We start from the raw sequence: 22365 nt of genomic DNA, 5'->3' as shown, positions 1-22365 counted from the left end.
GTCAGGGGATGTGCCATTTGCACCGCCGGGCTATTCCTTTGCGTGTGCTGGCCGATAAGTGTAGAAGGGCAGGTTTGGGGCCAACGAGCATGGCCCGGCTTGATAGGCTGGCATAAGCCTGCGCTTGGGTTTGCCAAAAGCGCTGGTTATGCTGGCGCCAACTGTTTGAGGAGTGAATTCGTGAAAGCGTGGATCGTGATGCTGGTGGCCCTGATGCTGCCTGCGGCCGCTATGGCCGAGGAGTCCAAGGAAGATGCACCGAAAGTGGCCTACATCTCTCTGACGCCGCCCTTTGTTGGCAACTATGCCCTCGACGGTGGGCCGAAGCTGCACGTGTACAAGGCTGATGTTGCCCTGCGGGTGACCGGTGAAGCCGCAGCGGCAGTGGTCAAGCACCATGAGCCGCTGATCCGTAACCAGCTCGTTGCACTGTTTACCCAGCAGAACCTGGAGAGCATGAGCAATGTCGAGTCCAAGGAAAAGCTGCGTCAGGAAGCGTTGAAGCAGGTCCAGCAGGTGCTCAATGACGAAGAGGGCAAGCCGATCGTCGAGGACCTGCTGTTCAACAACCTGATCGTGCAGTAATCAGGAGGTCAGGGTTCGTCTGAAGCGCGCCAACGCGATGCTGAAGAACAACAGGCCGATCGCGCCGAGCGCGAGCAGGTCTGGCCAGACTACGTCGACGCCGGCATCGCGGAACAGGATGGCGGCGGCGAGGCTGACGAAGTGGGTCGACGGTGAGCCCTGCATGACCCACTGCAGCCACTGCGGCATGCTGTCCAGCGGTGTGCTGCCGCCCGAGAGCAACAGCATCGGGATAATCACCGGGATCGCCAACAAGCCGAACTGCGGGGTCGAACGGGCCAGCGTGGCGAGGAAAATCCCCAAGGCGGTACTGGCGAACAGATAGAGCGCGGTCACTGCCAGGAACAGCCCGAGCGAACCTGCCAGCGGTACACCCAGTGCGCCTTTGACCACCACCTCCAGCGATACCCAGGTGCACAGCACCACCACCAGCGCGTTGCTGCCAATTTTCGCCAGCATGATTTCCAGTGCGGTCAATGGCAATACCAGCAGGTGGTCGAGGGTGCCGTGCTCGCGCTCACGAAGCAGCGCCGTGCCGGTCAGGATGATTGCCAGGATGGTGATGTTGTTGACGATCTGGATCACCGCCAGGAACCAGCCACCTTCCAGGTTGGTGTTGAACAACGCCCGATTGGTCAGCAGGGCCGGTGCACGCTCGACGCTTGAGTCGGGGTTGGCGTAGTCGAGCAACTCGCGTTCAAAGATCCGCCCGATGTAGCCAGCCCCCATGAACGCCTGGCTCATGGCGGTGGCGTCAACATTGATCTGCAGTTCCGGTGAGCGCCCCGCGAGCAGGTCGGTCTGGAAGTTCACCGGAATGTTGATCACGAACGTGTACTGACCGTTGTCCAGAACCTGGTCGATCCGGTCATAGGACAGGGCGGTGGCTGTCTGGAACTCGGGAGGTTGCAGGGCCTGGGTGAGTTTGCGCGAGATCAGGCTGTGGTCTTCGTCGACCACGGCGACGCTGGCGTTGTGCACGCCAATCACGGAACCCGCCGCCGGCATATAGATGGCCACACTGAAGGCATAGAGGAGGAACAGCAACAGCACGCTGTCATGGCGCAGGCTGGTGAGCTCTTTGAGCCCCAGGCGCAGAATGTGAGCAAGGCGATGCATCAGGCCTCCTGCTTTTTCAACATGGCCAGGCTCAAGCCCGTGAAGGCAAGGAAGAATCCCAGCAGGGCCAGGCATTGCGGCCACAGCTCGCGCAGGCTCAGGGCCTTGGTGAAGGTGCCGACGGCGATGTCGAGGAAGTAGCCGGCGGGGAACAGTTGCCCCATCACCGCTGCTGTGCCTTCGAGTGACGAGCGTGGCACGATCAACCCGGAGAACTGAATGGTGGGCAGGCTGGTGATGATCATGGTGCCGAGGATCGCGGCGATCTGGGTGCGGGTGAACGCAGAGATCAGCATTCCCATGCTGGTGGTCGCCAGCAGGTAGAGCACGCCACCGCACGCCAGGGCGAAGGCGCTACCCTTGAATGGCACGCCGAACAGCCAGCGGTTCATCGCCACCAGCAGTGCCAGGTTGATCAGGCTGACGATCAGATAAGGCACCTGCTTGCCGAGCAGGAATTCCAGGCGTGTCAGGGGTGTGGCATAGAAGTTGGTAATCGAGCCCAGCTCCTTCTCCCGGACGATACCCAGTGCGGTCAGCATGGCCGGGATGAAGGCCAGAATCAGCGCCATGACGCCGGGGCCGATGGCGTTCACGCTGACGACATCCTGGTTGTAGCGAAAGCGTGTTTCCAGGTTTACCAGTGGCTGTGCCGGCTGAGCGGCACTGCTCAAGGACGCCAGTAATGCCAGGTTGCCCTGATGCACGGCTTCGACATAGTTCCGACTGGTTTCGGCGCGAAACGGCATGCCACCGTCGAGCCAGGCGGCTACGGTCGGCTGGCGACCGGCGTAGAGGTCGCGACCAAAGCCCGGCGGTATCTCCAGCGCCAGCTTGATCTCGGAACGCTGCAGGCGCCGGTGCATTTGCCCCAGGTCGGTTATCGGTGCTTGCTCATCGAAGTAGCGCGAGCCACGAAACGCTTCCAGGTAGGCGCGGCTTTGCGGGCTTTGGTCCTGGTCATAGACCGCAAAGGCGAGGTTCTCGACGTCCAGCGAGATCCCGAAACCAAAGATCACCATCATGAAGAGTGCGCCGAGCAAGGCAAACGCCAGGCGTACCTTGTCCCTCAGTAGCTCCTTGCCCTCGCGGTTTGCCAGGGCGAACAGGCGCTTGAGGCTGAAGCCTCGGCGCTGGCGCAGTAACGTCGGCGCGGCGGCCGTGTTCAGCGGGGTGTCAGTGGCAGGCGCCTCCACTGGGCCCTGGGCCTGTTCCAGGCAGCGCACGAAGGCGTCTTCCAGGGTTTCGCCGGCGAACTGAGTCTGCAGCGCTGAGGGCGTATCGCAGGCCAGTACCTGGCCGGCGTGCATCAACGAAATGCGGTCGCAGCGTTGTGCCTCGTTCATGAAGTGGGTGGAGAGGAAGATGGTCACGCCCTGTTCCCGTGACAGCTCGATCAGCAGGCGCCAGAAGTCGTCACGGGCGGCGGGATCGACTCCCGAGGTCGGTTCGTCGAGGATCAGCACTTCCGGCCGGTGCAGTACCGCCACTGCGAGCGAAAGCCGTTGGCGAATCCCCAGGGGAAGCGCGCCGGATTGTTGGTCGGCCACGCTGTTCAGATCGAAACGCTGGATCAGTTCGGCGATGCGCGGACGGCTTTCGGCGTTGGGCAAGTCAAACAGGCGTGCGTGCAGCTCAAGGTTTTGCCGCACACTCAGCTCGCCGTACAGGGAAAAGCTCTGCGACATGAAACCGACCCGTTTGCGGGTGGCCAGGTCGCTGGCATCCACCGGGCGCCCGAGCAGGCTGGCGCTGCCTTCGCTGGCGGGCATCAGGCCGGTCAGGACCTTCATGGTGGTGGTTTTACCGCACCCGTTGGAGCCAAGAAAGCCGAAGATCTCGCCACGACCAATGGCGAAGCTGACCTTGTTGACCGCGGTGAAGTCGCCAAAGCGCAGGGTCAGTTCATGGGCTTCGATGGCGATTTCGGCGTTGCTGTCGGCACGTGGTGGTATGTGCAAGGGTTGCCCGCTGCGCTTGCTGTCACCCTGAAAGTGAGTAAAGGCGTCGTCGAGCTTGTCGCTGGGGGTCACGGCGGCCAGTTCGCGGCTGGGCCCGGCGGCGATCAGGCGTCCGCGGTCGAGCATCAGGCAATGCTCGAACTGCTCGGCTTCCTCCATGTAGGCCGTGGCGACCAGCAGGGTCAGTTGCGGGCGCTCGCGGCGCACCTGCTCGACCAGTTCCCAAAAGCGCCGCCGTGACAACGGGTCGACGCCTGTGGTCGGTTCGTCGAGGATCAACAAGTCGGGGTCATGGATCAGCGCGCAGCACAGCCCGAGCTTTTGTTTCATGCCGCCCGAGAGCTTGCCGGCGGGGCGGTCGGCGAAACGCACCAGGTCAGTGGCCAGCAGCAGCTCGTGCATGCGCCGCTCGCATTCCGCGCGGGGCAGGCCGAACAGGGTGGCGAAGAAACTGATGTTTTCGCGTATCGACAGGTCCGGGTAAAGGTTGTTGCCCAGCCCTTGGGGCATGAAGGCGATGCGTGAGTACAGGCTGCGGCGATGGCGACGCTCGTCGATCGAGCCGTCGAGCACCTGTAGCGTGCCGGTCTGCAACTTTTTCACCCCGGCAATCAACCCAAGCAGGCTGGACTTTCCCGCACCATCGGGGCCGATCAGGCCGCAACGGGTGCCGGCTGGCAGCTCGAAGTCGATGCCCTGCAGGGCCACTACGGTGCCGTAGCGATGGCTGATGCCCTTGGCGTGCAGCGCCAGCGCATTCATTGCAGGTTGGCCGGCCAGTCCACGGGGGCCGTGCGTACATAGCCGGCCCCCGGCATACCGGGTTTGGCTTGAGGCAGGGCGCTAGGGTCGGTCAGGCGCAGTTTTACCCGGAACACCAGCTTCTGGCGTTCGTCACGGGTTTCCACTTGCTTGGGGGTGAACTGAGCCTTGGCCGCGACAAAGGTGATCTTGGCCGGCAGGGCTTTGTCGGGCAGGGCATCGAGTACGATCCGTGCCTGATCGCCCATGGTCAGTTTGCCGGCGGTCGAAGCCGGCAGGTAGAGGTTCATGTACTGATCGTTGGGGTCGATCAGCAGGAGTACACGTCCGCCCGCCGGCAGCACCTCGCCGGGTTCGGCCAAGCGTAACTGGATCACCCCATCGATGGGGGCGCGCAGACTGCTGTCGTCAATTTCGCTGGTCAACTGTTCGACCTGTGCCTGCGCCGCACCAATGGCCGCATTGATAGCCGCCAGTTGTGCACGAGCGGCGACCACCGCCGAGCTGCTGGTGTCGAAGCGTGCCTGTTGCTGATCGAGCAGTTGCTGGCTGGCGTACTTGCGCTGGAACAGTTCACGACTGCGCCGCAGCTCCTGGCTGGCAAGCAGCAATTCGCTCTGACGCAACTGCACGTTGGCCTGGGCCGCGGCGTAGTTCTCCTTGGCGCGCAGCACTTCCGCTTCGGCCTGGGTACGTTGAGCTTCGAGGGTGCGGGTGTCGATGCGGGCCAGCAATTGTCCCTGCTTCACGCTGTCGCCTTCATCGGCCAGCACTTCGGCCAGGCGCCCGGGAACCTTGCTGGCGATCTGCACCTCGGTGGCTTCAAGCCGACCGTTGCCTTGGCTCAGGCCTTCGGGCAGGCGATCATGCAGTGATTTCCAGTAGCCCAAGCCCCCCGCGGCCACGAGCAGAGCAATCAGGGCAGCGGCGAAAAGTCTTGGTGTGTGTTGGCTAAGCGACATTGTTCAAGCATCCTGCGGCAATGACGTCAGTGTGACGGTTCCCTGTTTAGCCGGGTTGATATCCGTCAATTGAGTAGGAATCCTACCCTGTTCAGCGCAAGGCGAGTACAGCGGCCCATTGTTCGGCAGTTACCGGCATGACCGAAAGGCGGCTGCCTTTCTGTACCAGTGGCAGCTCGGCGAGGGCTGTTTGTTGTTTCAGGTAACCCAGGCCAAGCACCTTTGTGAATGTCTCGACATGGATGACATTGATGGCGCTCCACGGGTTCTTCTCGGCAGTGGCCTTAGCGTCGAAGTAGTGGCTCTCGGGGTCGAGCGCGGTGGGGTCCGGGTAAGCGTCCGAGGTGATCCGGGCAATGCCGGCAATACCCGGCTCCGGGCAGCTGGAATGGTAGAAAAAGAACGCATCACCTACCGTCATCGAACGAATGAAATTGCGTGCCTGATAGTTACGCACGCCGTCCCAGCGGGTTTCGCCGAGCGTGGCCAGGTCTTGGATCGAGAGCTCGTCGGGCTCGGATTTCATCAGCCAATAGGCCATGGAAGGTGCTCCTGAAAAAATTGGAAACAACCTGTGGCGCGAAACCGACAGCCGGTTGACGTCAACGTTTGCGTGTCGCTTCAGGTTGTCGGAGAATGCGCGGGTTTTAAGCATGACGCTGCTGCACGGCCTACCTCGCTAACCGTTGCTGCCATCGTGATCAGTTTGCCTGAGGGGGGCAATCGATGAATCGCAAACCGGATATGATCTGGGTACTCGTTTTTCTGTTCGGTTTGGGTGTGGTCACTACCGGTTATGCGGAAAGCCTCTGGGAGCGCAACCTCGACACCAATTATGAAGTGTCGGTCATCCCGCAACAGCGTTGATCGGCTGCTTGCCTGCGCTTAGTTCGCCAGGTACCAGCCCTTGTCCGAAACAGTTCCTTGAAGCGGCACGTCCCAACTGGCTTGAGTCAGTCGCTCGACCTTCTGGCATTCATGCGCCAGCCCCAGTAGCAGTGGTTTTCTCCAGGTTTTGCGTCGGGCCAGGTAGCCCAGGCTTCGGTCGTAGAAACCACCGCCCATACCCAAGCGTCCCCCTGTTTCATCGAACCCTACAAGCGGCAGCAGGACCAGGTCCAGCGCCCATACGGGGCGTTGTCGTGCCTGGCTAATGACAGGCTCAGGAATGCGGAAGCGGTTGGGGCGTAGCTTTTCGCCTGCCTCAATGCGTTGAAAGGCCATCTTGGTCTTCGGCCAGGCGTGCAGTACTGGCAGGTAGGTACGCTTGCCACGGCGCTGGGCCTCGCGCAGCAACAGGCGCGGGTCGATTTCGCTGTCGTTGGGCAGGTACAAGGCAATGTGCCTGGCACGACGGAACAATGGATGCTGTGCCAGTTGGCAATACAGGTTCTGCGCGGCCCGGCGTTGTTCGGCTGGCGTCAACGCGCGACGGGCATCTCGAAGCAGGCGGCGTAGCTGGGGGCGGGTGAGCAGCGCGGTGTCGGTCATGGCACGGGCGGTCTCTTGAGCAACTGCCAGGCGGGTGGCAGCGCGTGTGCGCATGCCAAGGCTGGCAGGCGCAGGATAATCAGGCTCCCCGACGAACCGCTGTCGGTGTAGCCCTTGAACCCGAAAGTTCAAGGTGGAGATTGCAGGGGGCGTTAAGGCTTTCCGTCAGGCGGACATGCGCACCGGCCCCAGCGTGCAACCCCCGTGGTTGTGCGTATCGGCTCAGGGACATGACCGACTGGCAAGCACTCCAGGGAGTGATCGAGAGTATACCTGAAACTCAATTGGATGGTGTATCGGCATCGTTGGCCAACGCCTGATCGACACGTTCCAGCAGGTCGCGCACCTGTTCGCGGGTGGCGCCGCCGACTTGAGGGGCCGGGCGTTCCTGGCGGTGCAGCAGGTCGTGGGTAATGTTGAGAGCGGCCATGACCGCGATACGGTCGGCGCCAATAACCTTGCCGCTGCTGCGGATCTCGCGCATTTTGCCGTCCAGGTAGCGTGCAGCGCTGATCAGGTTGCTGCGTTCTTCCGGCGGACAGATGATCGAGTACTCTTTGTCGAGGATCTGAACGGTGACGCTATTGCTTGAACTCATGAGTCTTGCTCCAGGGCCTTGAGTCGCAAAATCATCGATTCGACCTTACGCCGGGCGATTTCATTTTTTTCGATGAGGTGGGCACGTTCCTCACGCCAGGATTTTTCCTGAGCTAATAAGAGTGCGTTTTGCCGTTTTAGTTGCTCGACCCGTTCAATCAACAGTTCGAGTCGGCCCATCAGCGCTTGCAGCTCGGTCTCTTGCATGAAATGCCACTCGATTGGGTGTGCCTGAGTTCCCGGCGATTATGCCCTGCCAGCCCCGAGTTGGCCGCGTCGATGGTCTTGGCGCGCCTGCCGGTGCTAGGATACAAGGTCTTCATTCTAGTCATTGCGCCGTCTGGCGCCTAGTTGCCCATGCCCAATACCAACTCGCCGTACACCGCATTCGCCGCCCTGCTGAGCAGCGGCGGTCATCCAGTTTCTCCTGCCGAACTGCACGGGCTGTTGCTCGGACGTAGCTGCACAGGTGCCGGCTTCGATGCCGACAGCTGGTTGGCCGACGCAGCCCCCCTGCTTGATACCGAGCCGGCCGACAATGTTCGCAATGCCCTGATTGGCTTGCAGGAAATGGTCAAGGCCGAACTCACCGGTGAAGACATCACCATCGTCTTGCTGCTGCCGGGCGATGACGCGCCGCTGACCGAGCGTGCCGTTGCGCTGGGCCAGTGGTGCCAAGGCTTCCTTGACGGCTTCGGCCTGAACTCGGGTGGCCTGACATTGAGCACTGAAGCCAAGGAAGTGCTGCAGGACCTGGCCGCCATTTCCCAGGTCCAGGATGCTCTGGAGGAATCCGAGGACGGCGAGAGCGACTACATGGAAGTCATGGAATACCTGCGCGTCGCGCCGTTGCTGCTTTACACGGAGCTGGCCAAGCCTGCTCCAGCCGCTGCGAAACCTTCCCTGCACTGATTTTTGCCTGGACGCCATCTGCCCATGACCCACATCCCCAAGTCGGAATACGCCCGCCGGCGAAAGGCGCTGATGGCGCAGATGGAGCCCAACAGCATCGCCATCCTGCCGGCGGCTGCGGTCGCCATACGCAACCGCGATGTCGAGCACGTGTATCGCCAGGACAGCGACTTCCAGTACCTGAGCGGCTTTCCCGAGCCCGAAGCGGTGATTGCGCTGATACCCGGGCGTGAGCACGGTGAATATGTGTTGTTTTGTCGTGAGCGCAATCCTGAGCGTGAGCTGTGGGATGGCTTGCGCGCCGGGCAGGAGGGCGCCATTCGCGATTTTGGCGCCGATGATGCCTTCCCGATCACCGATATCGACGAAATTCTGCCGGGGTTGATCGAGGGACGCGACCGCGTGTACTCGGCGATGGGCAGCAATGCCGAGTTCGACCGCCATTTGATGGAGTGGATCAACGTGATTCGTTCCAAGGCGCGCCTCGGTGCGCAGCCGCCCAACGAATTCGTTGCCCTGGATCATCTGCTGCATGACATGCGTCTGTATAAATCGGCAGCGGAAGTGAAGGTGATGCGCGAAGCCGCGGCCATTTCGGCGCGTGCTCATGTGCGGGCGATGCAAGCCTGCCGGGCCGGCTTGCACGAGTACAGTCTTGAAGCCGAACTGGATTACGAGTTTCGCAAGGGCGGGGCGAAGATGCCGGCTTACGGCTCGATTGTCGCGGCTGGACGCAACAGCTGCATCCTGCATTACCAGGAAAACGATGCGCCGCTGAAGAACGGTGATCTGGTGCTGATCGACGCGGGTTGCGAGATTGACTGCTACGCCAGCGATATCACTCGGACGTTTCCGGTCAGTGGCACCTTTTCGCCGGAGCAGAAAGCAATCTACGAACTGGTACTCAAGGCGCAGATGGCGGCTTTCGAAGAGATTGCGCCGGGCAAGCACTGGAACCACGCGCACGAAGCGACCGTGCAGGTGATTACCGAAGGGCTGGTGGCGTTGGGCCTGCTCGCAGGCGAGGTGCCGGATCTGATCGAGTCCGAGGCTTACAAGGCCTTCTACATGCACCGTGCCGGGCACTGGCTGGGCATGGATGTACACGATGTTGGGGACTACAAGGTTGGCGGCCAGTGGCGGGTACTTGAGCCGGGGATGACCCTGACGGTCGAGCCGGGGATCTACATCTCGGCGGACAATATGCACGTGGCGAAAAAATGGCGTGGTATCGGCATACGCATCGAGGACGACGTAGTGGTAACCAAGCATGGGTGTGAAGTTCTGACGGCGGGTGTGCCGAAGACAGTCGCTGAAATCGAAGCCTTGATGGCTGCTGCACGAAGCCAGGCCGCATGAACCGGTTCAATCTGGCAATTATTGGCGGCGGCCTGGTGGGGGCCAGCCTGGCCTTGGCGCTGCAGGCCGGTGCCAAGGCTCGGGGCTGGACGATCCTGTTGATCGAGCCGTTTGCGCCGGGTGACAGCTATCAGCCCAGCTACGATGCACGCTCGTCGGCGTTGTCCTTCGGCACCCGACAGATCTATGAACGGCTGGGGCTGTGGCAGGCGATCAGTCACCGTGCCGAGCCGATCCGGCAGATCCAGGTGTCTGATCGGGGGCGTTTCGGCGCGGCCCGTCTGAACGCAATGGAAGAGGGCGTACCGGCCCTCGGCTATGTGGTGGAAAACGCCTGGCTGGGGCAGTGCCTTTGGAAAGGGCTGGATCCTGAGGTGGTCAGTTGGCGCTGCCCGGCCGAAGTGACGGCCTTGCAGGCGCTGGAAGACGGTTATCGCTTGTCGCTCAACGACGACACGACCCTTGACTGCGATCTGGCGGTGCTGGCCGACGGTGGCCGTTCTGGCCTGCGCGAGCAGTTGGGCATTCATGTCACGACGCGGCCTTACAACCAGAGTGCGTTGATCGCCAACATCACGCCCAGTGAAGCGCACTGCGGGCAAGCGTTTGAGCGCTTCACCGACGAAGGGCCTATGGCGCTGTTGCCGCTGCCGGAAAACCGCTGCGCGCTGGTCTGGACCCGCAAGGGGATGGACGCCAAGCGGTTGGCCGAGCTGGATGAGCGCAGCTTCCTCGACGAATTGCAGGGCGTGTTCGGCTACCGGTTGGGTGCCTTGTGTCAGGTGGGTGTTCGTCACCTGTATCCGTTGTCATTGGTCGAGGCGCAGGAACAGGTGCGTCCTCACCTGGTGGTGCTGGGCAATGCGGCGCACAGCCTGCACCCGATTGCCGGGCAGGGCTTCAACCTGTCGTTGCGTGACGTTCAGGCCTTGTCTGAAGCCTTGCTCGCCGGGCCGCAAGCGCCCGGTGACCTTGCGACGTTGCAAGCCTACTGTGAGCGTCAACGCCTTGATCAGGCCTTGACCATCGGCTTTTCCGACCGTGTCACCCGACTGTTTGGCAACAACCAGCCGCTGGTGACGGCCGGGCGCAACCTGGGCCTGCTTGGGCTCGACCTGCTGCCACCGGCCAAGCGCTGGTTCGCCCGGCAAGCGATGGGCCTGGGCACCCGTTCGGACCTGCAGGGTTGAGCATGCGCAAGGGCTACATACCACTTTCCCTTTATCTGCGGCTCCGGCCGCAAGCAATACAGGCTTAAGGCATGGAAATGCGCGCGGAACTGTTGATTGTCGGTGCCGGTATGGTCGGCAGCGCTCTGGCGTTGGCGCTACAGCACAGTGGCCTGAATATTCTGCTGGTCGATGGCAGCCCGCTGTCGGTCAAACCCTTTGATGTCGAGGCCGCATTCGAGCCACGGGTCAGCGCCCTGTCGGTGGCTAGCCAGCGGATCCTTGAACGGCTCGGTGCCTGGGACGGTATCCGCGCCCGACGCGTCTGCCCGTATTGGGCAGATGGAGGTCTGGGACGGCAGCGGGACAGGTCGTATTCACTTTTCCGCAGCCAGCGTGCATGCCGAGGTGCTGGGGCATATCGTCGAGAACCGAGTGGTCCAGGATGCGCTGCTGGAGCGCCTGCATGACAGCGAAATCGGCCTGCTGGCCAATGCGCGCCTGGAGCAGATGCGTCGTTCTGGAGAGGACTGGCTGCTGACCTTGGCCGATGGCCGTACGCTGCGTGCACCCTTGGTGATCGCAGCCGACGGGGCGAACTCGGCCGTGCGCCGCCTGACGGGGTGCGAAACTCGTGAGTGGGATTACTTGCATCACGCCATCGTGACCAGTGTGCGCTGCAGCCAGGCTCATCAGGCCACGGCCTGGCAGCGCTTTACGGATGATGGCCCGCTGGCGTTTCTGCCGCTGCAGCGCGACGGCGAGCAGGGGTGGTGCTCGATTGTCTGGTCGACCACGCCGGAGCAGGCCGAGCGCCTGATGGGGTTGGCCGATGAGGCGTTCTGCGCCGAACTCGAGCGCGCCTTCGAAGGTCGTCTGGGCCAGGTGCTGAGTGCCGACCCGCGATTGTGTGTGCCGCTGCGCCAGCGCCATGCCAAGCGCTATGTGGCCGAGGGCCTGGCGCTGATTGGCGATGCTGCGCATACCATTCACCCGTTGGCCGGGCAGGGCGTCAACCTGGGCTTCCTCGATGCGGCGGTGCTCGCCGAGGAACTGTTAAACGCTCTGGACCGTGGCGAGCGGCTGGCCGATGTGCGGGTACTGAGTCGCTTCGAGCGGCGCCGGATGCCGCACAACCTGGCCTTGATGGCGGCAATGGAAGGCTTCGAGCGGCTGTTCCAGGCCGATCCGTTGCCGCTGCGCTGGCTGCGTAATACGGGCCTGAAGTGGGTCGAGCAATTGCCTGAGGCCAAGGCGCTGTTTGTGCGTCAGGCCCTCGGCTTGAGCGGTGATCTGCCCGAATTGGCGCGGCCCTGAGAGGCTTGCAACATCTGGTAACTGCTCTGTTGTGAGTTAGGTTGAGATGGCAAATGGGATTCACTACCATTTCTGCCTTTCTTGTCTTTCGAGGACCGCTTCCATGTTGTCACGCAAGCATTTACTGGCCGCCCTGGCATTGACGCTGTTCGGTAGCACCGCCCAGGCAGCGGATGAAGTGGTGGTGTACTCCTCGCGAATTGATGAGCTGATCAAGCCGGTATTTGATGCCTACACGGCCAAGACTGGTGTGAAGGTCAAGTTCATTACCGACAAGGAAGCACCGCTGATGCAGCGGATCAAGGCCGAGGGCGAGAATGCCACCGCCGACCTGCTGCTCACCGTCGATGCGGGCAACCTCTGGCAGGCCGAGCAAATGGGCATCCTGCAGCCGATCCAGTCGTCGGTGATCGATGCCAACATCCCGTCTCAATATCGTGCCTCGTCCCATGACTGGACAGGCCTGAGCCTGCGCGCACGAACCATTGTCTACTCCACCGAGCGGGTCAAGCCGGAAGAGCTGAGCACCTACGAGGCACTGGCCGACAAGCAATGGGAAGGCCGCCTGTGCCTGCGTACCGCGAAGAAGGTCTACAACCAGTCGTTGACCGCCACCCTGATCGAGACCCATGGCGCCGAGAAAACCGAACAGATCATCAAGGGCTGGGTGAACAACCTGTCCACAGACGTCTTCTCTGACGATACGGCCTTGCTGCTGGCGATCAAGGCCGGTCAGTGCGATGTCGGTATCGTTAACACCTATTACTACGGTCGCTTGCACCAGCAGGACCCGCAACTGCCGGTCAAGCTGTTCTGGCCTAACCAGGCGGACCGCGGTGTTCACGTCAACCTCTCGGGTATCGGCCTGACCAAGTACGCGCCGCATCCAGAGGCAGCCAAGGCCCTGGTCGAGTGGATGACCGGTGCGGATGCACAGAAGATGTTCGCGAGTATCAACCAGGAGTTCCCGGCCAACCCGAAGGTTGCACCGTCCGAGGAAGTCGCCGCCTGGGGAACCTTCAAGGCTGACGCCCTCCCGGTGGAAGTCGCAGGTAAGCGTCAGGCTGAAGCGATTCGCTTGATGGACCGGGCTGGCTGGAACTAAGCCCCAGGCTTTATGCTTGTTCGACCCTTTGCGGCTTCATCGCCGGCAAGGCCAGCTCTGATGGGCAGGTGTTGCCGGCGACAGTCATTAAAACCTAGAGCATCGCCCTTTGGCCCACCCTGCCCAACGCCGCTGGTATCCCCTGGTTTTCGCCGTTGTCACCTTGGTGCTGTTGCCGATCAGTGTTCTGCTCCTGTCCTGGGAGACGATTGACCGGCAGATCTGGTCGCACCTGCTCGAAACCCAGATGTCCCGCCTGTTGGGCAATACCGCCACACTGGTCGCCGGTGTCGGCATTGGTGTCACCCTATTGGGCGTCAGCCTGGCCTGGTTGACCAGCCTTTGTGAGTTTCCCGGGCGTCGTTGGCTCGATTGGGCCTTGATGCTGCCCTTCGCCATCCCGGCCTATGTACTGGCGTTCGTCTTTGTCGGCTTGCTGGATTTTTCCGGACCGGTGCAAACCCTGCTGCGCGAGTGGTTCGGGCCGATGCGTCTGCCTCGGGTGCGCTCCACCGGTGGCGTGATCACGGTGCTGGTGCTGGTGTTCTACCCCTACGTCTACCTGCTGGCTCGCACTGCGTTCATTGCTCAAGGCAAGGGTTTGATGGAGGCCGCGCGGGTACTGGGGCATTCGCCGTTGCAGGCGTTCTGGCGGGTTGCCCTGCCCATGGCGCGTCCTGCGATTGGCGCGGGCGTGGCATTGGCACTCATGGAGACCCTGGCGGACTTCGGTGCGGTCTCGGTGTTCAACTTCGATACGTTCACCACGGCCATCTATAAAACCTGGTACGGCTTCTTCAGCCTTTCCAGTGCGGCACAACTGGCCAGCCTGTTATTGCTGGCGGTCATGCTGGTGCTGTACGGCGAGCGCCGGGCACGTGGTGCAACCCGCAGTGGCAGTGAGCGGCCACGGGGCAAGGCCTTGTATCACCTGCGCGGGGTCAAGGCGTTTGCAGCGACCGGTTGGTGCCTGCTGGTCTTTGCCTGTGCGTTCGTCATCCCGGTGCTGCAACTGCTGGTTTGGTTCTGGCAGCGTGGTCGTTTCGACCTCGACGAGCGCTATGCCGGGCTGATTGTGCACACCCTCTACCTGGGCGCCATGGCGGCGTTGATCACGGTCTGCGTGGCACTGATGCTGGCATTTGCCCGACGGCAGGCGCCCACGCGCGGTATCCGGGCTGGCGTCAGCCTGGCTAACCTTGGTTACGCCTTGCCAGGATCGGTACTGGCTGTGTCGATCATGTTGGCGTTCAGCTACCTGGACAAGCAACTGGTCATCCCGCTGTCCAGCTGGCTGGGTGGCGCTGGCAAGCCGTTACTGCTGGGCAGCCTCAGTGCATTGATACTGGCATACCTGGTGCGGTTCGTGGCTGTTGCCTACGGGCCTTTGGAAAGCAGCCTGGCGCGGGTTAGGCCTTCGCTGCCGGAAGCTTCGCGCAGCCTTGGGGTTGCGGGGCCGCGCCTGTTCTTCAAGGTCTACCTGCCGTTGTTGGTGCCTGGTGCGCTGAGCGCGGCGCTGTTGGTGTTTGTCGACGTACTCAAGGAAATGCCTGCTACCTTGCTACTGCGGCCCTTTGGCTGGGACACGCTAGCGGTGCGGGTCTTTGAAATGACCAGTGAGGGCGAGTGGGCACGTGCTTCTCTGCCAGCCCTGACGCTGGTGTTGGTCGGCCTGTTGCCGGTTATCGGGCTGATTCGACGGTCGGCTCGGCACCCCGGCCAAGCGCACTGAGGGTGTAAGCGTCCAGCCTTGCAGCTACAATGCGCGGCATTCGCTACGTCGGTGGCTGCACTGCCGCCGGTCGTAGCCTCGCCACGCGCGGAAGGAGAAACCCATGGGACTGCGTACGCCTCTTTATGACCTGCATTTGGCGCTTGGCGCCAAGATGGTCGATTTTGGCGGTTGGGACATGCCCCTGCATTACGGCTCGCAAGTCGAGGAGCACCATCAGGTGCGTCGCGACTGCGGGGTTTTCGATGTATCTCACATGACCGTGATTGATATCGGCGGCGCTCAGGCAGCGGCGTGGCTGCAGTATGTGCTGGCCAACGATATCGAGCGCCTGAGTGCCACAGGCAAAGCCCTGTACAGCACCCTGCTCAATGAGCAAGGCGGGGTGATCGACGACATGATCGTCTACCGCTGTGATGACGGTTATCGTCTGGTGGTCAACGCTGCGACCCGCGACAAGGACCTGGCCTGGCTACAAGCGTGCCGGGTTGGTTTTGACGTGAGTATCCAGGAGCGCACGGATTTGGCGATCCTGGCGGTCCAGGGGCCTCATGCCCGCGAAAAGGTCGCAGATCTGGTGACTGCCGCACGTGCGGCATTGATTCGCGAACTCAAGCCGTTCGAGGGCCTGGTCGACGGTGACTGGTTTATCGCCCGTACCGGTTATACCGGCGAAGATGGTTTGGAAATCATGCTGCCAGCAGTTCAGGCGCCCGGGTTCTTCAACGACCTGGTCGGTGCCGGTATTGCCCCGAGTGGGCTGGGCGCACGCGATACCTTGCGTCTTGAGGCGGGTATGAACCTCTATGGCCAGGATATCGACGAAGCACATTCCCCGCTGACCTCGAACCTCGCCTGGAGCATTGCCTGGGAGCCGGCGACGCGAGACTTCATCGGTCGTGCCGCGCTTGAGGCCGAGCGTGATGCCGGGCCGAAGCTTAAGCTGGTGGGCCTGGTGCTGGAGGAGCGCGGGGTGTTGCGGGCGCACCAGGTCGTGCGTATCAGTGAAATTGGCGAAGGAGAGATCACCAGTGGTAGTTTCTCCCCTACGCTGAGCAAATCGATTGCTCTGGCACGGGTGCCAATGGCGACTGCCGATCGCGCTGAAGTCGAGATCCGTGGTCGCTGGTACCCGGTGCGAGTGGTCAAGCCAACGTTCGTGCGGCATGGCAAGATTCTGATCTGAATTTTTTCTGGCGGGCCGACCGCTGACCTTATCGAGGACAACAATATGAGCGATATCCCTGCCGAACTGCGTTTTGCCGATAGCCATGAGTGGGCCCGTTTGGAGGCTGACGGTAGTGTCACGGTCGGCATCAGCGACCATGCACAGGAAGCCTTGGGCGATGTGGTATTCGTTGAGCTGACAGAAGTGGGCATGGTGTTTGCCGCTGGCGATACCGCCGGTGTGGTCGAGTCGGTCAAGGCCGCTTCGGACATCTACGCCCCGATCAGCGGCGAAGTCATCGCGGTCAACGAGGATCTGAGCGACACCCCTGAGTCGCTGAACAGCGATCCGTATGGCGCCTGGATCTTCAAGCTGAAGCCCGCCAACCCGGCTGAACTGGACAAGCTGCTCGACGCGGCAGGCTACAAAGCGCTTATCGGCGAATAGTTTTCCGACACAAGCGGCAATCTCTTCCTAGACTCAATATGCCTCGGCTGGTCGAGGCTTGGTCTAGGAAGAGAGAGCCGCTATGTCCCAGTCGCCGTCCCTGAGCCAACTGTACGACGCCAATCCTTTCCTGCGTCGCCACCTGGGGCCTGACCCCAGCGAGCAGCAGGCTATGCTCGAAGCCCTTGGCCTGGGCAGTCGTGTCGAGCTTATCGAACAGACCGTCCCACCCGGCATTCGCCTGAACCGCCCCCTCGACTTGCCGCCCGCCCTCGATGAAGAGGCCGCGCTGGCGAAGCTGCGTGGTTACGCCGAGCAAAACCAGATCTGGACCAGCCTTATCGGCATGGGCTACCACGGTACCCTCACGCCAACGGTGATCCTGCGTAACGTCCTGGAAAATCCCGGTTGGTACACGGCCTATACGCCGTATCAGCCCGAGATTGCCCAAGGGCGACTGGAGGCTTTGCTGAACTTTCAGCAGATGATCATTGACCTCAGCGGGCTGGACCTGGCGAACGCCTCGCTCCTTGATGAAGCCACGGCTGCCGCCGAAGCGATGGCCTTGGCTCGCCGCGTTGCCAAGTCGAAGAGCAACGTGTTTTTTGCCGATGAGCACTGCCATCCACAAACCCTCTCGGTATTGCAGACCCGCGCCGACGGTTTTGGTTTTGAACTGGTCATCGACGCTGTGGATAACCTCGCCAAATACGCTGTGTTCGGTGCCTTGTTGCAGTACCCCGACACCCATGGCGAGGTGCGCGACCTCAGGCCGTTTATCGAACAGCTGCATACGCAGCAGGCACTGGCGTGTGTCGCCGCCGACCCGCTGAGCCTGGTGCTGTTGGCGCCACCGGGCGAGCTGGGGGCCGACGTGGTGCTGGGTTCTACCCAGCGCTTTGGTGTGCCGATGGGCTATGGCGGGCCGCATGCGGCTTATTTCGCTTGTCGTGACGAGTTCAAGCGGGCGATGCCGGGGCGGATCATCGGCGTGTCCAAGGACGCCCGTGGCAACCTCGCGCTGCGCATGGCACTGCAGACCCGTGAGCAGCATATTCGTCGGGAGAGAAGGCCAACTCGAACATCTGCACGGCGCAAGTGCTGCTGGCCAATATCGCCGGATTCTATGCGGTCTACCATGGGCCGGAAGGCCTGAAACGGATTGCTCAGCGGGTACACCGATTGACCTTCATCCTGGCGGCCGGGCTGGAGAGCAAGGGTATCAAGCGGCTCAATGAGCATTTCTTCGATACCCTGACCCTGGAAGTGGGCGGCAGCCAGACTGCGATCATCCAGAGCGCCGAGGCGGCGCAGATCAACCTGCGGATTCTGGGGCGCGGCCAACTGGGTGTCAGCCTCGATGAAACGTGCAACGAAGCCACGGTGCTGCGCCTGTTCGATATCTTCCTGGGCGCCGACCACGGCCTGGACATCGCGACCCTCGATACCCATGCCCTGCCTGAGGGGATACCTGCAGCGTTGGTGCGCCGCTCGGCCTACCTGACGCACCCGGTATTCAATCTGCACCACAGCGAAACCGAGATGCTGCGCTATCTCAAGCAGTTGGAGAACAAGGATCTGGCGCTGAACCAGTCGATGATTCCACTGGGCTCTTGCACCATGAAGCTCAATGCCAGCAGCGAGATGATCCCCATTACCTGGCCAGGTTTTGCACAGCTGCATCCGTTCGCCCCCGCCGCGCAGGTGCAGGGCTACAAGGCCATGATCGACGAACTGGAGAGTTGGCTCTGCGCGATCACCGGTTTCGACGCGGTCTGCATGCAGCCCAACTCCGGTGCCCAAGGTGAATATGCCGGGTTGATGGCGATTGCCAAGTACCATCGCAGCCGCCAGCAGGGCCAGCGCGATATCTGCCTGATCCCCGCCTCAGCTCATGGGACCAACCCGGCGTCTGCACAAATGGCCGGTATGCAGGTGGTCATCGTTGACTGTGACAAGGACGGCAACGTCGACCTGACCGACCTCAAGGCGAAAGCCAAGGCGGCGGGTCAGCGCCTGTCCTGCCTGATGGCGACCTACCCCTCGACCCACGGTGTGTATGAAGAGGGGATTGTCGAAATCTGCGAGGTTATCCACAGCCATGGTGGTCAGGTGTACATGGACGGGGCCAATCTCAATGCCCAGGTCGGCCTGACCCGGCCGGCCGATATCGGTGCCGATGTGTCGCACATGAACCTGCACAAGACCTTCTGCATTCCCCATGGTGGCGGTGGCCCGGGTATGGGGCCGATTGGTGTCCGGGCCCACTTGGCGCCCTTTGTCGCCAGCCACCCGGTGGTACCGGTGCCAGGGCCTGACCCGAAGAACACGGCAATCAGCGCCGCGCCCTGGGGCAGCGCGAGTATCCTGCCGATCAGTTGGATGTACATCGCAATGATGGGGCCGCAATTGGCGGACGCCAGCGAGGTGGCGATCTTGTGTGCCAACTACCTGGCGCAGCAATTGGGCGGGGCGTTTCCGGTGCTCTATCGCGGTCGCAATGCGCGGGTGGCGCATGAGTGTATTCTCGATTTGCGGCCGTTGAAGGCCCTGACCGGCATTACCGAGGAGGATGTCGCCAAACGCCTGATGGATTACGGTTTCCATGCCCCGACCATGTCCTTTCCGGTGCCCGGCACGTTGATGGTCGAGCCTACGGAGAGTGAGTCAAAGGCTGAACTGGACCGGTTTATCGAAGCGATGCTGAGTATCCGCGCAGAAATTGCCGAAGTGCAGAACGGTAACTGGCCAGCAGAAGACAACCCACTTAAAGGCGCGCCGCATACCCTGGCAGACGTTGTCGGCGTATGGGAGCGGCCATACAGCATTGCGCAGGCGGTGACGCCCAGCACGCATGCCCGGCTGCACAAGTACTGGCCTGCGGTGAACCGGGTCGACAACGTGTATGGCGACCGCAACCTGTTCTGCGCGTGTGTCCCGGTAGAGGACTACCGCTGAAGGGCTGGTCGCGGCGCCTTGATCGCGGGCAAGCCCGTTCCTACAGGGTTTGTGGGAGGCTTGCCTGCGATGGTTTTGGCGGGTTATTCGTTGGCGCCGGCGTTTTTCGCCAGGATGGCGTTGGCCAGCTCCATGTCGCTGGCTTTCAGCCCTGGGTTGTCGGCCCGCACTTTCTGGATGGCCGCTTCGAGGTAAGGTCCGCGAATGCTGCCTTCGCTAGCGACGAAGCTGCCCGCGTCGTCTTGAGCCGCAACGATCAACTTGTGATCCCTGAACGTCAGGTAGGTAGAGGCAGTGGTTGCACCCGAGGAAATAACGTCGCGCCAGAAGGTGTCGGCCATGGCAGCGCCGAAGGGCAGGGACAGTAATGCAAGTGTTGCTACAGCACGCTTGAAGCGCATGGTGGGTGACTCCAACATTTGGGGGGTGATCTACCGGGTTTGATCTTGTCACCCCTCGGCAAGTTCCCTGGCCCTCAACGGGCCGATGAACGTACGTTGATCATGGCGCGACCCTGATAATTTCCGCCACGCTGGTAAGGCCAGCGGCGACCTTTTGCGCGCCATTCAAGCGCAGGCTTCGCATCCCTTCGGCAAGCGCCTGGTGACGTAACGCCTGAGCGTCGCCGTCGGCACAGATCAATGGCTTGAGCGACTCGCTCAAGGGCAGCAGCTCATGGATGCCAGTACGCCCCCGGTAGCCGGTGTGTCGGCAGGCAGGGCAGCCCGCTGCCTGCTTCGCCTCAGTGGGTAACGGCCACTGCTGGGGCTGGACCAGGGTATGCCAATCCTGTTCGGACAGGGTTGCGGGCACTTTGCAGGCGGGGCAGAGGGTACGGATCAGGCGTTGGGCCATCACCCCGATCAACGTAGCGCGGATCAGGTAGTGCGGGATGCCCAGCTCCAGCAAACGGCCAATGGCAGTGCAGGCATCGTTGGTGTGCAGGGTGGACAGCACCAAGTGACCGGTCAGCGCTGCCTGGATGGCCATCTGTGCGGTCTCCAGGTCGCGTATCTCGCCGATCATGATGATGTCCGGGTCCTGGCGCAGCAGTGCGCGTACTCCGTTGGCGAAACACAGGTCGATGGCCGGGTCGACCTGCATCTGATTGAACGCGGGTTCGACCATTTCGATCGGGTCTTCCAGGGTGCAGAGGTTGACCTCAGGCGTTGCCAGTTGCTTGAGGCTGGCATACAAGGTGCTGGTCTTGCCGGAGCCGGTCGGCCCGGTGACCAGGACGATCCCGTGGTTGTGCCCCAGCATGCGTTGCCAGCATGCCAGCTCATCGCCGACCAGGCCCAACTGCTGGAAATCCCGTTGCAGCAGCTCAGGGTCGAAAATCCGTAGCACCAGCTTTTCACCGAAGGTGGTCGGCAGGGTGGACAGGCGTATTTCCACCTCGCTGCCGGCGGGTGTGCGAGTCTTCAGCCGGCCGTCCTGTGGGCGGCGTTTTTCTGCGACATTCATGCGTCCCAGGCTTTTCAGCCGGCTTACCGCCGCCAGCGTCACCCACGGTGGGAACCGGTAGGCCTCATGCAGCACGCCGTCGATACGAAAGCGTACGCCACCCTGCTCGCGGCGAGGTTCGATATGGATATCGCTGGCGCGCTGCTCGAAGGCGTACTGCAGCAGCCAATCGACGATGCTCACAATGTGCGTGTCGTTGGCGTCCGCTTCCTGGTGTGCGGTGCCAAGGTCGAGCAAGTGCTCGATGCTGGCAGCGGGCCGGGCGATTTCCAGTTGGCAAGCGCTGTTGACCGAACGGGCGACATTGAAAAACTCCCGGCTCAGGTTGCGGATGCGTTCAGGGCTGGCGATTACCCGCTTGATCTGCCGTTTGAGGACGTGGGCCAGATCGCTCTCCCAGCTGCGTACAAACGGTTGCGCACTGGCCACCGTCACGCTGTCGGCATCCACCGCGACTGCAAGTATGCCGTGGCGCTGGGCAAACGCGGCAGACATCAGGGCGGTGACGTGGGCTGCATCAATGCGCATCGGGTCGATGCACAGGTAGGGTTGGCCAGCATCGGCGGCCAGCCATTGGCACAGCCCTTCCAGCTCCAGCACCTGGCCAGGCTGGCGCGCGTCGGGCAGCCTGCGGCGGGCGATGACCTCCAGCGGATGGTCAGGGTCGTCGGCGGTTGGCACAACACGTTGGGCGTCTTCGGCGTGGATGACGTGTTGTGCAACCAGTGCATCCAGCAGGGTAACAAGGTCGAGTGGGCGATCCTCTGCGAGCGCGGGCATGGGGCTTCCTTGCAGGTCGGTTATGGCCTGCCAAGGCTAGTTGCTGCCGTGCTCGACGGTCGGGCGCAAGGTTTTCCGGGTATGTCGTGGCTCAGCGTGCGGGTCGTGATCCGAAGGCGCTGACCGGTGGCAGGCAGGGCTCAAGGTGTACCTCGACAACACTGATCAGGTTGCGCATTTTTTGCGCAATGAGTTCGGCGCGATGCCAGCTCAGGCCGCCGATCTGTACCTCAATGTGCATCAGCTCATCTTCTTGTTTCATCTGTAGCTGTTGAGGCACGAGGAACTGTAATGCGAACAGATTGAGAATACGGCACAGGCTGTCCGGCTCGGCTTCAGCCTGCAATCGGTACTGAACGTGTGCGTGCGTGGCATTGCTGGCCCACGCATCGGTGCGCAGCGCAGTGACAGGGTGGTCCAGCCGTTCGAGTGCGCTCATGGAATTCTCCGAAGTTGATGAGAAGATTTTTGCAT

General features: G+C 61.9%; 19 protein-coding genes, 1 other RNA gene and 2 pseudogenes. 11 read left to right on the top strand and 11 right to left on the bottom strand.

What is annotated here, in order from left to right:
* Positions 1-180 precede the first annotated feature (180 nt).
* The gene (locus ACZ9H3_RS14565; protein WP_099776274.1) at positions 181-585 is read left to right on the top strand and encodes a flagellar basal body-associated protein FliL; all 405 of its coding nucleotides are present in this window, start codon (positions 181-183) and stop codon (positions 583-585) included.
* On the opposite strand, the gene ACZ9H3_RS14560 is transcribed toward ACZ9H3_RS14565, so the two are convergent.
* The 4 genes from ACZ9H3_RS14560 to ACZ9H3_RS14545 form a co-directional block, all read right to left on the bottom strand.
* Positions 586-1704, bottom strand: a complete 1119-nt coding sequence (locus ACZ9H3_RS14560) for an ABC transporter permease (RefSeq protein ID WP_065760045.1) — start codon at positions 1702-1704, stop codon at positions 586-588.
* Positions 1704-4427: a ribosome-associated ATPase/putative transporter RbbA gene (rbbA, locus tag ACZ9H3_RS14555; protein WP_476221255.1), complete on the bottom strand. Its 2724-nt coding sequence runs from the start codon at positions 4425-4427 to the stop codon at positions 1704-1706. Before rbbA ends, ACZ9H3_RS14560 begins: the two co-directional genes overlap by 1 nt.
* Positions 4424-5389, bottom strand: coding sequence for an HlyD family secretion protein (locus ACZ9H3_RS14550; RefSeq protein WP_102052493.1), 966 nt, complete (start codon positions 5387-5389; stop codon positions 4424-4426). The genes rbbA and ACZ9H3_RS14550 overlap by 4 nt, the downstream gene beginning before the upstream one ends.
* A gap of 91 nt (positions 5390-5480) precedes the next feature.
* The gene (locus tag ACZ9H3_RS14545; RefSeq protein WP_065760048.1) at positions 5481-5930 is read right to left on the bottom strand and encodes an EVE domain-containing protein; all 450 of its coding nucleotides are present in this window, start codon (positions 5928-5930) and stop codon (positions 5481-5483) included.
* A gap of 185 nt (positions 5931-6115) precedes the next feature.
* Here ACZ9H3_RS14545 and ACZ9H3_RS14540 point away from each other — a divergent pair, with 185 nt between their 5' ends.
* Positions 6116-6256 (top strand): hypothetical protein, encoded by a 141-nt coding sequence (locus ACZ9H3_RS14540; protein ID WP_178081702.1) that lies wholly within the window; start codon positions 6116-6118, stop codon positions 6254-6256.
* Positions 6257-6274: 18 nt separating this feature from the next.
* Here ACZ9H3_RS14540 and ACZ9H3_RS14535 read toward each other — a convergent pair whose 3' ends face one another.
* From ACZ9H3_RS14535 to ACZ9H3_RS14520, 4 genes are all read right to left on the bottom strand, one after another.
* Entirely contained in the window at positions 6275-6880 is a 606-nt protein-coding gene (locus tag ACZ9H3_RS14535; RefSeq protein WP_065760076.1) for a 5-formyltetrahydrofolate cyclo-ligase, read from the bottom strand.
* A gap of 81 nt (positions 6881-6961) precedes the next feature.
* A non-coding RNA gene (ssrS, locus tag ACZ9H3_RS14530) (6S RNA) lies at positions 6962-7140 on the bottom strand.
* Between the two features lie 20 nt (positions 7141-7160).
* Complete coding sequence (locus tag ACZ9H3_RS14525; RefSeq protein WP_065760049.1) at positions 7161-7478, bottom strand: cell division protein ZapA; 318 nt, start codon at positions 7476-7478, stop codon at positions 7161-7163.
* Positions 7475-7684, bottom strand: coding sequence for a TIGR02449 family protein (locus ACZ9H3_RS14520; RefSeq protein ID WP_065760050.1), 210 nt, complete (start codon positions 7682-7684; stop codon positions 7475-7477). The genes ACZ9H3_RS14525 and ACZ9H3_RS14520 overlap by 4 nt, the downstream gene beginning before the upstream one ends.
* Before the next feature lie 150 nt (positions 7685-7834).
* Here ACZ9H3_RS14520 and ACZ9H3_RS14515 point away from each other — a divergent pair, with 150 nt between their 5' ends.
* From ACZ9H3_RS14515 to gcvP, 9 genes and pseudogenes are all read left to right on the top strand, one after another.
* Positions 7835-8389 (top strand): YecA/YgfB family protein, encoded by a 555-nt coding sequence (locus ACZ9H3_RS14515; RefSeq protein ID WP_330522425.1) that lies wholly within the window; start codon positions 7835-7837, stop codon positions 8387-8389.
* 24 nt (positions 8390-8413) lie between these two features.
* Positions 8414-9748, top strand: a complete 1335-nt coding sequence (gene pepP, locus ACZ9H3_RS14510; protein ID WP_065760052.1) for a Xaa-Pro aminopeptidase — start codon at positions 8414-8416, stop codon at positions 9746-9748.
* Positions 9745-10938 carry a 2-octaprenyl-6-methoxyphenyl hydroxylase gene (ubiH, locus tag ACZ9H3_RS14505; protein ID WP_476221250.1) on the top strand — a complete coding sequence of 398 codons (1194 nt, stop codon included), beginning with the start codon at positions 9745-9747 and terminating at the stop codon, positions 10936-10938. Before pepP ends, ubiH begins: the two co-directional genes overlap by 4 nt.
* Positions 10939-11015: 77 nt before the next feature.
* Positions 11016-12234, top strand: a pseudogene (locus ACZ9H3_RS14500) (2-octaprenyl-3-methyl-6-methoxy-1,4-benzoquinol hydroxylase).
* Positions 12235-12337: 103 nt separating this feature from the next.
* Complete coding sequence (locus ACZ9H3_RS14495; RefSeq protein ID WP_102052487.1) at positions 12338-13339, top strand: extracellular solute-binding protein; 1002 nt, start codon at positions 12338-12340, stop codon at positions 13337-13339.
* A gap of 109 nt (positions 13340-13448) precedes the next feature.
* Entirely contained in the window at positions 13449-15071 is a 1623-nt protein-coding gene (locus ACZ9H3_RS14490) for an ABC transporter permease (protein WP_099776263.1), read from the top strand.
* A 103-nt stretch (positions 15072-15174) separates the two neighbouring features.
* Positions 15175-16257, top strand: coding sequence for a glycine cleavage system aminomethyltransferase GcvT (gcvT, locus tag ACZ9H3_RS14485; RefSeq protein ID WP_065760057.1), 1083 nt, complete (start codon positions 15175-15177; stop codon positions 16255-16257).
* Positions 16258-16302: 45 nt separating this feature from the next.
* Positions 16303-16686: a glycine cleavage system protein GcvH gene (gene gcvH, locus ACZ9H3_RS14480; protein WP_476221247.1), complete on the top strand. Its 384-nt coding sequence runs from the start codon at positions 16303-16305 to the stop codon at positions 16684-16686.
* 82 nt (positions 16687-16768) lie between these two features.
* A pseudogene (gcvP, locus tag ACZ9H3_RS14475) lies at positions 16769-19644 on the top strand (aminomethyl-transferring glycine dehydrogenase).
* A gap of 83 nt (positions 19645-19727) precedes the next feature.
* Here the strand turns inward: gcvP and ACZ9H3_RS14470 are convergent.
* The 3 genes from ACZ9H3_RS14470 to ACZ9H3_RS14460 form a co-directional block, all read right to left on the bottom strand.
* Positions 19728-20045, bottom strand: a complete 318-nt coding sequence (locus ACZ9H3_RS14470) for a DUF2388 domain-containing protein (protein ID WP_065760060.1) — start codon at positions 20043-20045, stop codon at positions 19728-19730.
* 100 nt (positions 20046-20145) lie between these two features.
* Positions 20146-21891, bottom strand: a complete 1746-nt coding sequence (gene tfpB, locus ACZ9H3_RS14465; RefSeq protein WP_476221244.1) for a type IV pilus assembly ATPase TfpB — start codon at positions 21889-21891, stop codon at positions 20146-20148.
* Between the two features lie 91 nt (positions 21892-21982).
* Positions 21983-22330: a hypothetical protein gene (locus tag ACZ9H3_RS14460; RefSeq protein WP_102052483.1), complete on the bottom strand. Its 348-nt coding sequence runs from the start codon at positions 22328-22330 to the stop codon at positions 21983-21985.
* Positions 22331-22365: the final 35 nt, after the last annotated feature.

The sequence above is a fragment of the Pseudomonas sp. TE3910 genome (assembly GCF_056279025.1).
The sequence above is the reverse complement of the archived record's forward strand: the minus strand, read 5'-3'. Positions and strand labels throughout refer to the sequence as shown.

Coding starts and splice junctions, on each gene's coding strand:
- ACZ9H3_RS14560 (WP_065760045.1), bottom strand. CDS start 1,704: ATGCATCGCCTTGCTCACATTCTGCGCCTGGGGCTCAAAGAGCTCACC.
- ACZ9H3_RS14540 (WP_178081702.1), top strand. CDS start 6,116: ATGAATCGCAAACCGGATATGATCTGGGTACTCGTTTTTCTGTTCGGT.
- ACZ9H3_RS14520 (WP_065760050.1), bottom strand. CDS start 7,684: ATGCAAGAGACCGAGCTGCAAGCGCTGATGGGCCGACTCGAACTGTTG.
- rbbA (WP_476221255.1), bottom strand. CDS start 4,427: ATGAATGCGCTGGCGCTGCACGCCAAGGGCATCAGCCATCGCTACGGC.
- ACZ9H3_RS14550 (WP_102052493.1), bottom strand. CDS start 5,389: ATGTCGCTTAGCCAACACACACCAAGACTTTTCGCCGCTGCCCTGATT.
- ACZ9H3_RS14545 (WP_065760048.1), bottom strand. CDS start 5,930: ATGGCCTATTGGCTGATGAAATCCGAGCCCGACGAGCTCTCGATCCAA.
- ACZ9H3_RS14525 (WP_065760049.1), bottom strand. CDS start 7,478: ATGAGTTCAAGCAATAGCGTCACCGTTCAGATCCTCGACAAAGAGTAC.
- gcvH (WP_476221247.1), top strand. CDS start 16,303: ATGAGCGATATCCCTGCCGAACTGCGTTTTGCCGATAGCCATGAGTGG.
- gcvT (WP_065760057.1), top strand. CDS start 15,175: ATGGGACTGCGTACGCCTCTTTATGACCTGCATTTGGCGCTTGGCGCC.
- ACZ9H3_RS14515 (WP_330522425.1), top strand. CDS start 7,835: ATGCCCAATACCAACTCGCCGTACACCGCATTCGCCGCCCTGCTGAGC.
- ACZ9H3_RS14470 (WP_065760060.1), bottom strand. CDS start 20,045: ATGCGCTTCAAGCGTGCTGTAGCAACACTTGCATTACTGTCCCTGCCC.
- ubiH (WP_476221250.1), top strand. CDS start 9,745: ATGAACCGGTTCAATCTGGCAATTATTGGCGGCGGCCTGGTGGGGGCC.
- ACZ9H3_RS14460 (WP_102052483.1), bottom strand. CDS start 22,330: ATGAGCGCACTCGAACGGCTGGACCACCCTGTCACTGCGCTGCGCACC.
- tfpB (WP_476221244.1), bottom strand. CDS start 21,891: ATGCCCGCGCTCGCAGAGGATCGCCCACTCGACCTTGTTACCCTGCTG.
- ACZ9H3_RS14535 (WP_065760076.1), bottom strand. CDS start 6,880: ATGACCGACACCGCGCTGCTCACCCGCCCCCAGCTACGCCGCCTGCTT.
- pepP (WP_065760052.1), top strand. CDS start 8,414: ATGACCCACATCCCCAAGTCGGAATACGCCCGCCGGCGAAAGGCGCTG.
- ACZ9H3_RS14495 (WP_102052487.1), top strand. CDS start 12,338: ATGTTGTCACGCAAGCATTTACTGGCCGCCCTGGCATTGACGCTGTTC.